The sequence below is a fragment of the Pseudomonas bubulae genome, from assembly GCF_900618535.1.
GTDB classification, from domain to species: Bacteria; Pseudomonadota; Gammaproteobacteria; order Pseudomonadales; family Pseudomonadaceae; genus Aquipseudomonas; species Aquipseudomonas bubulae.
On sequence record NZ_UYJA01000001.1, the window covers coordinates 581,276 to 594,335 of the forward strand.

At 59.7% G+C, this 13,060-nt stretch carries 12 protein-coding genes; 8 read left to right on the forward strand and 4 right to left on the reverse strand.

The genetic code is table 11. The features are described from left to right. The 8 genes from PPTH39_RS02515 to PPTH39_RS02550 all read left to right on the forward strand — a co-directional run bounded on the left by PPTH39_RS02515 (position 1) and on the right by PPTH39_RS02550 (position 9,056). On the forward strand, positions 1-753 hold the full coding sequence (locus PPTH39_RS02515; RefSeq protein WP_095018008.1) for an energy transducer TonB family protein: 753 nt from the start codon (positions 1-3) through the stop codon (positions 751-753). Positions 754-797: 44 nt separating this feature from the next. Beyond that, positions 798-3,038, forward strand: coding sequence for a TonB-dependent receptor family protein (locus PPTH39_RS02520; protein WP_095018009.1), 2,241 nt, complete (start codon positions 798-800; stop codon positions 3,036-3,038). A gap of 65 nt (positions 3,039-3,103) precedes the next feature. Next, complete coding sequence (locus PPTH39_RS02525) at positions 3,104-3,751, forward strand: MotA/TolQ/ExbB proton channel family protein (RefSeq protein WP_095000357.1); 648 nt, start codon at positions 3,104-3,106, stop codon at positions 3,749-3,751. Positions 3,752-3,770: 19 nt separating this feature from the next. Continuing rightward, on the forward strand, positions 3,771-5,504 hold the full coding sequence (locus PPTH39_RS02530; protein ID WP_130871535.1) for a bifunctional metallophosphatase/5'-nucleotidase: 1,734 nt from the start codon (positions 3,771-3,773) through the stop codon (positions 5,502-5,504). After that, entirely contained in the window at positions 5,501-5,917 is a 417-nt protein-coding gene (locus PPTH39_RS02535) for a cytidine deaminase (protein ID WP_130871536.1), read from the forward strand. Before PPTH39_RS02530 ends, PPTH39_RS02535 begins: the two co-directional genes overlap by 4 nt. Before the next feature lie 41 nt (positions 5,918-5,958). After that, positions 5,959-7,218: a NupC/NupG family nucleoside CNT transporter gene (locus tag PPTH39_RS02540; RefSeq protein ID WP_095020004.1), complete on the forward strand. Its 1,260-nt coding sequence runs from the start codon at positions 5,959-5,961 to the stop codon at positions 7,216-7,218. 64 nt (positions 7,219-7,282) lie between these two features. Then, positions 7,283-8,380 (forward strand): endonuclease/exonuclease/phosphatase family protein, encoded by a 1,098-nt coding sequence (locus tag PPTH39_RS02545; RefSeq protein ID WP_130871537.1) that lies wholly within the window; start codon positions 7,283-7,285, stop codon positions 8,378-8,380. 55 nt (positions 8,381-8,435) lie between these two features. Then, positions 8,436-9,056 carry a TetR/AcrR family transcriptional regulator gene (locus PPTH39_RS02550; protein WP_095020006.1) on the forward strand — a complete coding sequence of 207 codons (621 nt, stop codon included), beginning with the start codon at positions 8,436-8,438 and terminating at the stop codon, positions 9,054-9,056. Between the two features lie 91 nt (positions 9,057-9,147). On the opposite strand, the gene PPTH39_RS02555 is transcribed toward PPTH39_RS02550, so the two are convergent. Genes PPTH39_RS02555 through PPTH39_RS02570 form a run of 4 tightly spaced genes read right to left on the reverse strand, consistent with a single transcriptional unit; the run spans position 9,148 to position 12,840 of the window. Next, the gene (locus PPTH39_RS02555) at positions 9,148-10,014 is read right to left on the reverse strand and encodes an ABC transporter permease (RefSeq protein ID WP_095000363.1); all 867 of its coding nucleotides are present in this window, start codon (positions 10,012-10,014) and stop codon (positions 9,148-9,150) included. Between the two features lie 18 nt (positions 10,015-10,032). Continuing rightward, a complete protein-coding gene (locus PPTH39_RS02560) occupies positions 10,033-10,893 on the reverse strand; it encodes an ABC transporter ATP-binding protein (RefSeq protein ID WP_130871538.1) in 861 nt (286 codons plus the stop codon). Positions 10,894-10,898: 5 nt separating this feature from the next. Further along, entirely contained in the window at positions 10,899-11,918 is a 1,020-nt protein-coding gene (locus PPTH39_RS02565) for an ABC transporter substrate-binding protein (protein WP_095024728.1), read from the reverse strand. Between the two features lie 25 nt (positions 11,919-11,943). Next, positions 11,944-12,840 (reverse strand): TauD/TfdA dioxygenase family protein, encoded by an 897-nt coding sequence (locus PPTH39_RS02570; protein ID WP_130871539.1) that lies wholly within the window; start codon positions 12,838-12,840, stop codon positions 11,944-11,946. Positions 12,841-13,060: the final 220 nt, after the last annotated feature.

The following is a 13,060-nucleotide window of genomic DNA, read 5'->3' on the forward strand; positions in this document are numbered from 1 at the left end:
ATGTCGGTTTTTTTCAAATCACGCAAAGCCATCGCCTGTTTGCCGGCCATCTGCCTGCTGGCGGTGGCCGTCCATAGCAGCATGGACACGGACCTGAAAATCACGCCCAAATACGACGACAGCAGCGTCGAAGTGGCCCTGATAGATCTGGATGAACTGCTGCCTCCCCCTCCCGAGCCTGAACCGGAGCCCGAGCAGGTCGCCGAGTTGCCACCACCGGAGGAGGAAGTGGTCGAAGCCGTGGAAATCGCGCCTCCCCCACCACCCAAACCCAAACCGCCAGCTCCCAGGCCGCCGCCACCCAAGCCCAAGCCGCAGGTGGTCAAGGCCGTACCGACACCACCCAGGCCTCAGCCTGTGCTGCAAGCGCCCACGCCTGCACCCGCTACGGCCCCCCCTGTAGCGCCAGCCAGACCGATTGCCCAGGCCCCGCGCGCCAACCCGGCAGACCTGGAGAGCCGCTATATCGCCCGGCTGCTGGCGGAGCTGGAGAAATACAAGCAATACCCGCGAGGTCGCGAGGCTTCACTGCAACGCCCGCAAGGCAATGTGGTGGTGTGGTTGCTGGTTGACCGTAGCGGCAAGGTGCTCGACTCGGGCATTGAAAAAAAGGCGACCAATATGCTGCTCAATCGCGCCGCACAAACCAGCTTGCAACGCCTCGATAAAGTTGTGCCCTTCCCCGAGGAAAGTTTCTCGGGCAAGGATAAATACCGTTTCAGCGCCACGCTTGTATACAACACAGAGCCATAACTAAAGCACGTCAGCTCTGACACTTACGCTTAGGGGAAACTGTTTTGAAACTCAATACTTTATTCGCAACGCTACTTGCCGTTGGGGTTGGCGGCTGGACGTTATCAACGCTCGCAGAAGACACCGTTGATATAGGCAAGGTTAATGTCACCGGACAGAGTCTGGGTAATGGGCTTATGGTCGAAGAAGACAGCGCCAAAGGCCGTTCGACCGTAACCAAGGAAGCGATGGACGAAATGGCACCGACTGCCAACGCCATCGACAAGCTCAAGTACACCCCCGGCATCAACGTTTCCAGCACCGACGCATCAGGGGTAAGCGGCACCAGCTTCACCATGCGCGGGATGAACTCCGACCAGGTCGGCGTCTCCTCGGACGGTATCCCGATCAACGATTCCGGGGACTATGCGGTGTATGCCAACCTGCTCGGCGACCCGGAAAACCTCGGCGAAGTCTTTGTCACCCAGGGTTCTTCGGAAATCGACGGCCCGCATATCGGCTCCAGTGGCGGCAACATTGGCCTGGTGACCCTGCGCCCGACCAAGGACTTCGGCGTCTTTGTCAAACAGTCGGTCGGTTCCAACAGTTTGAACAAATCATTCGCGCGGATTAACACCGGCGATTTGAATGGTTTTAAAACCTTTGTCTCGGCGTCCCATACAGAAGGCGAAAAGTGGCGCGGCAAAGGCACCGTACGCGCCGACAGAGTTGAGTGGAACACCTTGTTCGAAGATGGCAACGGCAACTCGACCAATGCCATCTTCAAATACAGCACCCAGGAAAACTACAACTACAACACCCTGAGCAAGGCACAGTTTCAGAAGTCGGGCCGTGGCCTGGACTATGCCGAAATCCCGATCTACAACAGCAGCGGCAAGTTGACCCAGTACTACAAGATCAACCGCAACCCGTTTGAAAACGCATCAGCCACCCTGACCCAGCGCTTTCAGTTGCGTGACGACCTGGCGCTGACCATCGCACCCTACTACTTCTGGTCCAATGGCGGCAGCTTCAGCGGCCAATCGGCGACCGGGCTGTCTTCGACCAGCGACAAGGCCGGCAACTTTGACCTCAGCGGACTGGCCTACGACACCTACTACCGCCCATCATGGACCGAGAGCTGGCGCCCTGGCGTGACCACCAAACTGAAATGGGACTTCAACGAAGCCCACAGCATCGATGTCGGTTACTGGTATGAACGTGCCCGCCAGCGCCAGACCCAGCCTTTTATCAGCATCACCGAAAACGGTACGCCGGATGATATCTGGGGCGACTACAACAGTGGCAACCAGCTCACCGACAAAAATGGCGCCACGGTACAGGGCCGTCACCAGTACACCGTCACCCCGGCACAGAAAATCTGGGCCCAGGACGTGTGGACGGTCACCCCTGACCTGACCCTCACCGGCGGCATTGCCTACCAGTACGTCGAACGCGATGGCAACAACCTCGGCAGCCTGTACAGCGCTCCCGAAAAGCGTGATGCCAGGTACCACGAGTTTTTGCCCAACTTCAGTGCGCGCTACCAGATCAACGAGCAGCACCAGGCGTTCTACAACGTCACCCGCAATATGCGTACGCCGCCCAACTACGTGCTTTACAACGCCGGCGACTCCATCAGCCTGGCCCCGGAACTGAGCTGGAACCAGGAACTGGGTTGGCGTTTCACCCAGGACGACATGCTGCTGAGCGCCACCCTGTTCCATATCTCGTACAAGGATCGTCAGCTGTCGACCACCAATGCGGACGGTGACTACGAAATGCTCAACGTCGGCAGCGTGGTCAACAAGGGTCTGGAACTGGAGTGGAGCGGCCTGCTGCCCTACAACTTCAACTACTACACCTCTTACACCTATACCAGCGCCGAGCAGCAGGATGACGTGACCACACGCAACAAGGAACTGCCCACCTCCGGCAAGCAACTGGCCAACGTGCCGAAAAACATGCTCAACGCCAGCCTGGGTTACGACAACAAGCGCTACTACGGCAACGTGGCCGCCAAGTATGTGGGCAGCTACTACGGCGACCTGACCAACGACCAGGAAATCTCCGGGCGTACCACCTTCGATATCAACGCCGGGGTGCGCCTGCCGGTGGACAAGAAGATCCTCAAGTCGGCGGCCATTCGCGTTTCGATGCTCAACGTGTTTGACAAGGAGTACCTGTCATCGGCGCGCACCGTGGTGCTCAACGCTGCACCGGTCAACGGCGTCAGCGCCGCCACGCCTTACTACAACGTCGGTGAAGAACGCACTGCCATGGTCTCTTTCGAAGCCAGCTTCTGACCCCCGCACCCGGGCCTGCCAGCACGACAGGCCCGGGTCATGAACGTATTTAGAGGACACCCCGAATGAACATGAATCTGCTCCACGACATCACCTTCTACGTCATGTACGGCGCCGCAGCCCTGGCCGCTTTTGTGGTCGTCGAACGCTGCATCTTCTTCAGCTACTCGCTGCGCAAGGCGCGTCAGCTGGTGCCTGCGGTCAATGGCAAAGTCCGCAGCATCGCCGACCTGCCTGCCGGGCTGACCGCACGCGACAGCCTGCCCCTGCAACTGCTCTCGCAGATCTACGACGGCCGTCGCCAACTGCATTCGCACCAGGAGCTTGAAGACCTCGGCCAGGCCATTTACATCTCCATGCGCGGCAAGCTGTCCCACAGCCTGTGGATCCTCGAAGCCGTGGTCGCCGGTGCGCCGCTGCTGGGCCTGCTCGGCACCATCATGGGCATCATCGACACCTTCAAGGCACTGGCCGAGGCCGGTGTTTCCGACCCGGGCGAAGTGTCCCGTGGCATCGGTACGGCGCTGTACGCCACCGCACTGGGGATCTCCATCGCGCTAGTGGGCATGGTCTTCAATAGCCATCTGCAAGATCGCCTTGAACTGATCAACGACCACCTCAAGATGCTTTTGCTGCGCGCAGGCCTGGGCACGCAATACGTCACCTCGTCAGCACCTGCCGCCGCCACTGCTGGCCAGCCACGTACCGCCTGACCGGCACCAAGGAGCTTGCATGTCGAATCTTCTCTCGCGTCTGCGCAGTGCCAGTATGGTCATCCCGGCAGCATTGGTGCTGGCCGCCTGCCAGCAACCGGTCAAGCCGGTCGCTATCAATATTGCCGCGATCAACGATTTTCACGGCAATCTGGCCGCCACCCCGTTCACCTACACCGATGCCACGGCACCGGCTGGCAAAGTGTCGCTCAAGGCGGGGGGTATCAACGCCCTGAGCGGCGTGGTTGGCGAACTGCGCAAACAGGACCCGCAACTACTATTGATTGGCGCGGGCGACATGATCGGCGGCAGCCCGCCGATGTCTTCGATGTGGGCCGATGAGCCGACGCTCGAAGCCCTCGGCGAACTGGGGCTGAAGTTCAGTGTGGTTGGCAACCATGAACTGGATCTGGGCAAACTGGAGTTGCAACGCCAGATCAATGGCGGCTGCGTGTCGCCGCGCCCGGACAAGGCCTGCCAGTTTGACAACAACTACAGCGGCACGCGCTTCCCCTATATGGCGGCCAACCTGATCGACGCGCAAACCGGCAAACCACTGCTGCCTGCTTACCGTATCGAGCAGGCCAACGGCGCCAAAATCGCCTTTGTCGGCGCGGTGTTGCGCGACCTCCCGGCCTATGTAAGCCAGCAGAGCATGGACGGTCTGTACACCATTGACGAGGCCGAGGCGATCAACGCGCAACTGCCCGAACTGCGCAAACAAGGGGTGGATGCCGTGGTCGCGGTGATCCACCAGGGCGGTGAAACCACCGAACGCTTCGACCAGCAGGATTGCAGCCAGCTCAAGGGCGATATCGTCGATGTGGCCGAGCGTCTGGACCCGCAAATCAAAGTGGTGGTCACCGCCCACACCCACCAGGGCTACCTGTGCCGCCTGGGCGACAAGCTGATCACCCAGGGCAGCTCGTTCGGCCGCCTGCTGACCCATATCACCCTCACCGTGGACCCGGTCAACCACCAACTGCTCGATGCTAAGGCACAAAACATCGTGGTTGACCCCGCGCGCTACACGCCGCTGCCAGAAATTGCCGCGCTGCAGGCCGATATTGAAGCGCGCAGCAACGAACACCTGAACAAACCCGTGGCCCGTATCGCCACCCGCGAAATCAACCGCACCCTCAACGACGCTGGAGAATCGGCCATGGGCGACCTGATCGCCGATGCACAACTGCACGCCACCCGCGCCCTGGGCGCCGAGGTGGCACTGACCAACCTGGGCGGCATCCGCACCGACCTGATGCTCGAACCCGGCCAGCAGCACCTGACCTATGGCCAGGTAGCCTCCGTACAACCGTTCAACAACACCCTGAACATCCTTACCCTCAGCGGTGCCCAGCTCAAGCAATTGCTGGAGCAGCAATGGCAGAACAACGGCTTCGGTTTTTATCCCCTGCAGCCATCGGCCACCCTCAGCTATCGCTGGGATGCCAGCAGGCCCCAGGGCCAGCGGATCATCGCCGACAGCCTGAAAATCGATGGCAAACCGGTGCTGCCCGAGCAGAGCTACCGGATCACGGTCAACTCGTTTATGGCCGGGGGCGGTGACAACTTCAGCGTACTCAACCAAGCCAGCCAGCGGGTGGATACCGGCCTCAACGATCTCCAGGCACTGGTCGATCATCTGCAAGCCCAGGACCGCGCCGGGCAGCCAGCGGGAGCAAGCACGCCACAACAACGGATTGAAAAAGTTGCCCAGCCCCTGGCTGACGTCACCGCGAGCAACGCCCCATGAACCGCAGCCCCGAAGCTCAGGCGCAGTACGAGCGCCTGTTACCTGAAGCGATCGCCGCAGCGAAAGCGGCCTGGTGTCCGCACTCGAACTTCCCGGTGGGTGCGGCGCTGCTCACCGCCGATGACCGGATCATTCGCGGCTGCAACGTCGAGAACGCCTCATACGGCCTGACCAACTGTGCCGAACGCGGCGCCCTGTTCAGCGCCATTGCCCAGGGCCATGCACCTGCCAGCTTCAAGGCGATGCTGGTGTATGCCCCGAACGTGGCGCTGATCTCCCCGCGCGGCGCCTGCCGTCAGGTCATGCACGATCTGATGAGCCCTCACTGCGTGGTGTATTGCGTCGGCCACGAAGCGGCGGCCGCCCGCGAGTGGACGGTCGAGCAATTGCTGCCCGGTGCCTTCGGTTTCTGAACCGGTGCGATCTTGATGCGTGACATACGGAAATCTGGTCAATGAGTTTCGTTGGAGTGGTGGTATTGATTCTCCTGGCGGTGCTGCTGTCCAGCAACCGCCGGGCAATCAAGTTGCAGACCGTAGTCGGGGCATTTGTATTGCAGGCAGGCCTGGGTGCCTTCGCCCTCTATGTGCCATGGGGCCAGGCAACGCTGGCTGCGATCAGCGATTCGGTTGCCCTGCTGCAAGACTATGGCAATGAAGGCATCAGCTTTGTTTTCGGCCCTCTGGCAGGTAGCAAAATGAGCGAAGTGTTTGGCAGCCAGGGCTTTGTTTTTGCGATCAAGGTGCTGCCGCTGATTGTGTTTTTCAGCAGCTTTATCGCCATCCTTTACTACCTGGGCATCATGAGTGTGGTGATCCGCGTGATTGGCGGCGGCTTGCAGCGGGTGCTGGGCACCAGCCGTACCGAGTCGATGTCGGCCACGGCGAATATTTTTGTCAGCCAGTCCGAAGCGCCCATTGTGGTGCGCCCGTTTCTGGACGGTATGACCCGCTCTGAACTGTTCGCGGTGATGGTCGGCGGCATGGCTTCGGTCGCAGGTTCGGTGCTGATCGGCTATGCCAGCCTGGGCGTGGAGCTTAAATACCTGATTGCCGCCAGTTTTATGGCTGCCCCCGGCGGTTTGCTGATGGCCAAGCTGATGGAGCCGCAAACCGCTGAACCGCGCGACAACTTCAGTGACATCGAGGTATACCCCGACGATAAACCGGCGAATGTCATCGACGCCGCCGCACTGGGGGTCAGTAACGGCCTGCAACTGGCCCTTAATGTGGGCGCGATGCTGCTGGCCTTTATTGCCCTGATAGCCATGCTCAACGGCATCCTGGGCTGGGTGGGCAACTGGTTCGGTTTTGCCCACCTGAGCCTGCAACTGATTCTTGGCCATGTGTTTGCGCCACTGGCTTTTGTCCTCGGCGTACCGTGGAGCGAGGCCATGACGGCAGGCAGTTTTATCGGCGAAAAACTGGTGCTCAACGAGTTCGTCGCCTATGTCGATTTCGCGGCCTATCTTGACCCGGTCCAAGCCGCTGCCAAAGGCATCCAGGTACTGTCGGGGCCCACCCAGGTGATCGTAACCTTTGCCCTGTGCGGTTTTGCCAACCTGTCGTCGATCGGCATCCTGCTCGGCAGCCTGGGCGTCATGGCGCCCTCGCGGCGTCAGGATATCGCCCGCCTGGGCCTGCGCGCAGTAATTGCCGGAACCCTGTCCAATCTGATGAGTGCTGCGTTGGCGGGGGTGTTTATTTCCCTGTGAAGCCCGCCCCCATAAACAAGCCTGCATCCCCCCTCACAGACCTTTATGCCTGGATAGACTGCCAATGAAACTGCTGCGTACCCATTTACTGATCGTCGTCTGCACCCTGCTGCTGACCGCCTGCGCCAATCATGTCGAGCCTGAAGCTGGCCGGGTCTCGCTAATGACCTGGAACGTCGAAAACCTGTTCGACACCGAGCACGACAACGGCAAGGACGACTTCGCCTACCTGCCCCTGAGCGTCAAGCGCGCGCACCCGGAGTACCTGGCCAGCTGCACAAAAATCGAAGTCCCGGCGTGGCGCAAGGAGTGTGAAGAAAACGACTGGACCCCGACTTTGCTCGATGAAAAGCTCAAGCGCCTCAGCGCCGTGATCAAACAGATCAATCAAGGCCGCGGGCCGGATATCCTGATGCTCAACGAAGTTGAGAACATCAAGGTTGTCGAGCTACTCAATGCCCGCCTGAACACGTCCGGCTACCAGACCCGCGTACTGATCGAGGGCTGGGACGAGCGCGGTATCGACACCGCAGTACTCAGCCGTTTGCCTCAATGGGACACCGCCCGCCTGCATCCAGTGCCCTACCAGGCGCTGGGGAATGATGACCCGGCACGGGTGAGCAAAACCCGGGGCATTCTCGAAGTTCGCCTGTTGTTGCCTGATGGCCAGAAAGCGGCGATTTTCTCCCTGCACCTGCCCTCAGGCGGTGCCCCGGGCTACCTGCGCCAGCAGGCCGTCGCCTACCTGGCCCGGCTCAAGCGCGAACTGCCGGACGATGTACTGCCCATTGTCGGCGGCGACTTCAATATCAATGCCGGCGAAGAACAGCAGCACGGCTATATCGCCAAAGACCTGGCCAGCACCTGGGCGGTGTCCCAGTTCATCGGCTGCGCGGGCTGCAAAGGCAGTTACTACTACCACAGCAAACGCGAGTGGTCGTTCTTCGACATGCTTCTGTTCCCGCCACAGATGACCGCTGCCAGCGGTTTCAATGGCTGGCAGGTTGATCCGCAGAGCATTCGCCTGGTGTACAGCAGCCCTTATCAGGTCAACCGCTGGGGCACCCCGGCACGCTTCGATGGCGCCCGTCATGCCCAGGGCGTATCGGATCACTGGCCGTTGTACGCCGAGATTTTCCGCACAGCGCCCCCTGGCAATTGACCTATGCTGTGTCGTCAGCCGCAGCCCTCTCCTGTCGTGATAAATCAGGTACTCGATGAGCAACCCGAAAGTAAAGATCCGCCGCAAAAACGTCGAAAAAATCCTTTTGGCCGCAGAGAAAGTCTTCGCCGAACAAGGCTATGCCGGGACCAAGATGGCCGATATCGCCCTGCAAGCCGCACTGCCGCGCTCCAACCTGCACTACTACTTTTCCACCAAGGACGAGCTGTACCGCGAAGTTCTGGTCAACCTGCTGGACACCTGGGGGCTGGAAGGTGCCTGTTTCGAAAAGTTCGACGACCCGCGGGTGGTGCTCACCAGCTACATCATGGAAAAGATGAACCATTCGCGTACCCGGCCTCACGGATCCAAACTGTGGGCCAACGAAATCATGCGCGGTGCACCGATGTTCCAGGACATGCTCGATGAGCATATGGCCAAGGGCGCCAAACTCATGGAGCAGAAAATACGCCAGTGGGTGGACGAAAAACGCATCAACCCGGTGGAGCCTTCAGCGTTGTTGTACATGATCTGGGCCTCGACCCAGCACTATGCCGACTTCGACTATCAGGTCTGCGCACTCAACGGCCATCAGCCGCTGTCCGACCAGCAATACCATCAGGCGGTACAGACCATCACCTCGGTAATATTGCGCGGGGTGGGGCTGAGCCTGTAGAAACTCGGTTGACGATCAGGCCCTCCTGTAGGAGCGAGCCTGCTCGCGAAGGTCGTTCGCGAGCAGGCTCGCTCCCACTCGGTTTTGCTGGTCAGCGTTGCATGCCCCAGCGCTTGACCGTGACGCGCTCCAGGGTATCGAACACCAGGTTCTCCACCAGCAGGCCGATCAGAATCACCACCGCCAGCCCGGCGAACACCTTGTCGGTGTACAGCTCGTTGCGGTTCTGGAAGATATACCAGCCCAGGCCGCCCTTGCCGCTGGTGGCACCAAACACCAGCTCGGCGGCGATCAGCGTGCGCCAGGCAAAGGCCCAGCCGATTTTCAGACCGGCAAGGATCGAAGGCAGCGCCGCCGGAATAAGAATAAACAGCACAAAGCGAATTCCCTTCAGCCCGTAATTGCGCCCGGCCATGCGCAGGGTCTCCGACACCCCGAGAAACCCGGCATAGGTGTTCAGGGCCAGGGCCCAGAGCACCGAATGCACCAGCACGAAAATCAGGCTGTTCTGCCCCAGGCCGAACCACAGCAGCGCCAGCGGCAAAAGGGCAATCGCCGGCAGCGGGTTGAACATCGAAGTCAGGGTACTCAGCAGATCACGGCCCAACTGAGTCGAAACCGCCAGCGTGGTCAGGGCAAACGCCAGCACGATGCCGATCAGATAGCCCTTGAGCAGTACCACCAGGGAAATACCCACCTTGCTCAGCAACTCGCCGCTGATCAGGCCGTCATACAGCGCACTGGCTGTTTGCAAAAACGTCGGCAGCAGCAGGTCGTTGTCCTGATAGCGCGCCACCAGTTGCCAAAGCACAGCCAGCACAATCAGGATCAGACTTTTACGTAACCAGCCCTGCTGCCACAGACGCTGGCTCAACGGCAATTGGCGCTCCAGCGGCACACTTAGCAGCGGCTCCAGGACCACTTCATATTCCTGGCGTACAGATGATGATTGATTCATCGGACAATCCTCCACAGCTCAATAAGCGATACGGATATCGGCGAAATTCAGCGGTTGTTCGTCGGTACCGGCGTGCGCTTCATCAAACAGCAGCCGATGGATGCGCTGCGCCGCGTGCTGAAATTGCGCACCGCCAAGGCTGTGCAGGTTGTACTGATGGCTGTTGATCTCGGCCCGCACCCGCCCCGGATGCGGCGACAGCAGCAGGATACGGTTGCCGACCACCAGTGCCTCTTCGATCGAGTGGGTGACAAACAGCAAGGTAAAGCGCACCTCCTCCCAGAGCAGCAGCAATTCTTCCTGCATCTTGCGTCGGGTCAGGGCGTCGAGAGCTGCAAAGGGTTCGTCCATCAACAGGATTTTCGGCTGCATGGCCAGGGCACGGGCAATCGCCACCCGGGCCTTCATGCCACCGGACAAGGTGTGCGGGTAAGCATCGGCAAATGCCGCCAGACCGACCTTGTCCAGATAATGCAGGGCCCGCTCCTCGGCCTCGCGCCGAGGCAAGGTTTTCGACGCCAGCAACGGGAACATCACGTTTTGCTTGAGCGTTTTCCAGGATGGCAGCTGGTCGAACTCCTGGAACACCACCATGCGGTCTGGCCCCGGGGCGGTGACGGGTTGGCCCTGCAGGCGGATCTGCCCTTCACAGGGGGCATGAAAACCGGCCACAGCCTTGAGCAAGGTCGACTTGCCGCATCCCGAAGGTCCAAGCAGGATGAAACGGTCGGCCGGATCAATTTCAAAGCTGACCTGATGAGTCGCCCGCACCACACGCTGCGGCGTGCGGTATTCAAGGCTGACCTGGTCGACCGACAACAGGGCTGGCCCTGTTGCATTCAAGTGGCTGGCCGTGTGGCCTTGCACCGAGGCATTCATTATTGTCAGCTCCCCTGCAACGGTTTTGCGTCCTGGAAGAAGTAATCCTTCCAGGAGTCAGGTTTATTTTTGATCGCACCCACGCGGTACAAGAACTCGGCCAGCGGATAGGTATTTTTCGGCGTTACGCTGAACTCGTACTGCGGGTTGTCGATGATTTTAAGCAACTCGGCGCGGTCGATATTGGCCTTGGTCACGCGGATATAAGTGTCAGCGGCCGCGCCCTTGTCGTTCTGGGCAAACTCGGCGGCTTCAGCCAGGGCCTCGATAAAGGCCTTGTAGGTTTTCGGGTTGTCGCTACGGAACTTCTCGGTGGCAAACAGCACCGTTGGGGAATTGGGGCCGAGCAAGTCGTAGGTGTTGAGCACCACATGCACATTTGGATTTTTTAGCGCCTGATCCTGGAACGGCGGGTTGGAAAAATGCCCGCTCAGCTCCGTACCACCTGCGATCAGCGCAGCGGTGGCATCCGGATGCGGGACGGCGATGGTGTACTTGTCCAGACGGTTGAAGTCCTTGTCGCCCCACTGTTTGGCAGCGGCGTATTGCAGGAAGCGCGACTGCACTGAAACGCCCACGGCCGGTACCGCGATACGGTCTTTTTCGGTGAAGTCGGCGATGGTTTTGACCTGCGGGTTATTGCTCAGCAGGTAGTACGGGAAGTTGCCCAGCGAGGCCACGGCCTTGACGTTCTGCCTGCCATGAGTGCGGTCCCAGATGGTTAACAGCGGGCCGACTCCGGCCCCGGCAATATCGATGGAGCCGGACAACAAGGCATCATTGACTGCCGCGCCACCTGACAACTGAGTCCAGTCGACCTTGATATCGATGCCCTCCTCCTTACCGTGCTTCTCGATCAGGTTTTGATCGCGCACCACGTTGAGCAACAGGTAAACAATGCCGAACTGCTCGGCGATACGGATTTCGCCTTCGGCATGGGCGACGTTCGGTGCCACAAGGCTGCCGGCAAGCAGACTAAGGCTCAGGCCCAGACTTGCGGCCACGGTTTTGATGGATGCGGGCATGGCAATGCTCCTTGAAATGAGTCAATCAGAAAGGCGCGTTGCCCTGGATGGTGGTGCGATACAGCTTGCGGCGCAGATGGCTTGGGCATCCGGCGGCGAGATGGATCAGCGAACGGTTGTCCCAGAACACCAGGTCATGGGGCTGCCACTGATGGCGATAGATGTTCTGCTCCTGCACGCTATGGGCGTAAAGCTCGGCCAGTAACTGCCGGCTCTCGTCCTCGGGCAGGCCGACAATGCGAGTGGTAAAGCCCTCACTGACAAACAGCGCCTTGCGGCCGTTTTCCGGATGGGTACGCACCACTGGATGCACCACCTCGTTCACCTGTGCCAGTTGCTCCGGGGTCAGGGTCGGACGCCAGTTACCCTCGAATTTGCTTTCGCTGTAGCGCGCCGTATAGGAATGTGCAGCCGAACGCCCTTCAACCGCCTTGCGCAAGGCCTGAGGCAGGCCATCCCAGGCCTTGTGCATATCGGCGAACAGAGTGTCGCCGCCCTCGGCAGGCAGCTCCTGGGCATGCAGCATCGAGCCCAGGCTTGGCAGCTCTTTATAGGACAGGTCCGAATGCCAGAACTTGCCTGCATCGCCCAGACCAATGGACTGGCCGTTTTCGATGATGTTGGAGACGATAAGGATTTCCGGGTGACCGGTCAGCAGAAATTGCTTGAGCACATGGATCTGCAAGATGCCGAAGCGACGGCTGAAGTCGATCTGTTGCTGCGGGGTAATGCACTGATCACGAAACACCACCACGTGATGCTGCAGATGAGCACGATGGATACGCGCAAAGTCCTGGTCATTGACCGGCAAAGCCAGATCCAGACCCATGATTTCGGCACCCACGGCGCCGCTGAAAGGAAGGATTTCAAAGGCTTGAGGCGCGATGCTCGCGGCAATCCCAGAGGCAGACGGTGCAGACATAAATCACTCCCACGCAGGGCACGCCCAATGGCGCGCAGATCGATCAGAAACTCACGGTGGACCCGTGCTGGTTCATTTCGTGCGGCGCGTCGATTGGTCGACCTGTACGCAGGGGTATGACTTTATAGATATAAGAAATTAAATTTAAATACTTTTATTGCATAAGCATATGAGCGCTTGCCCGGCTTTTTTCCGCCGCGCTATTAAAGAGCCAGCGCAA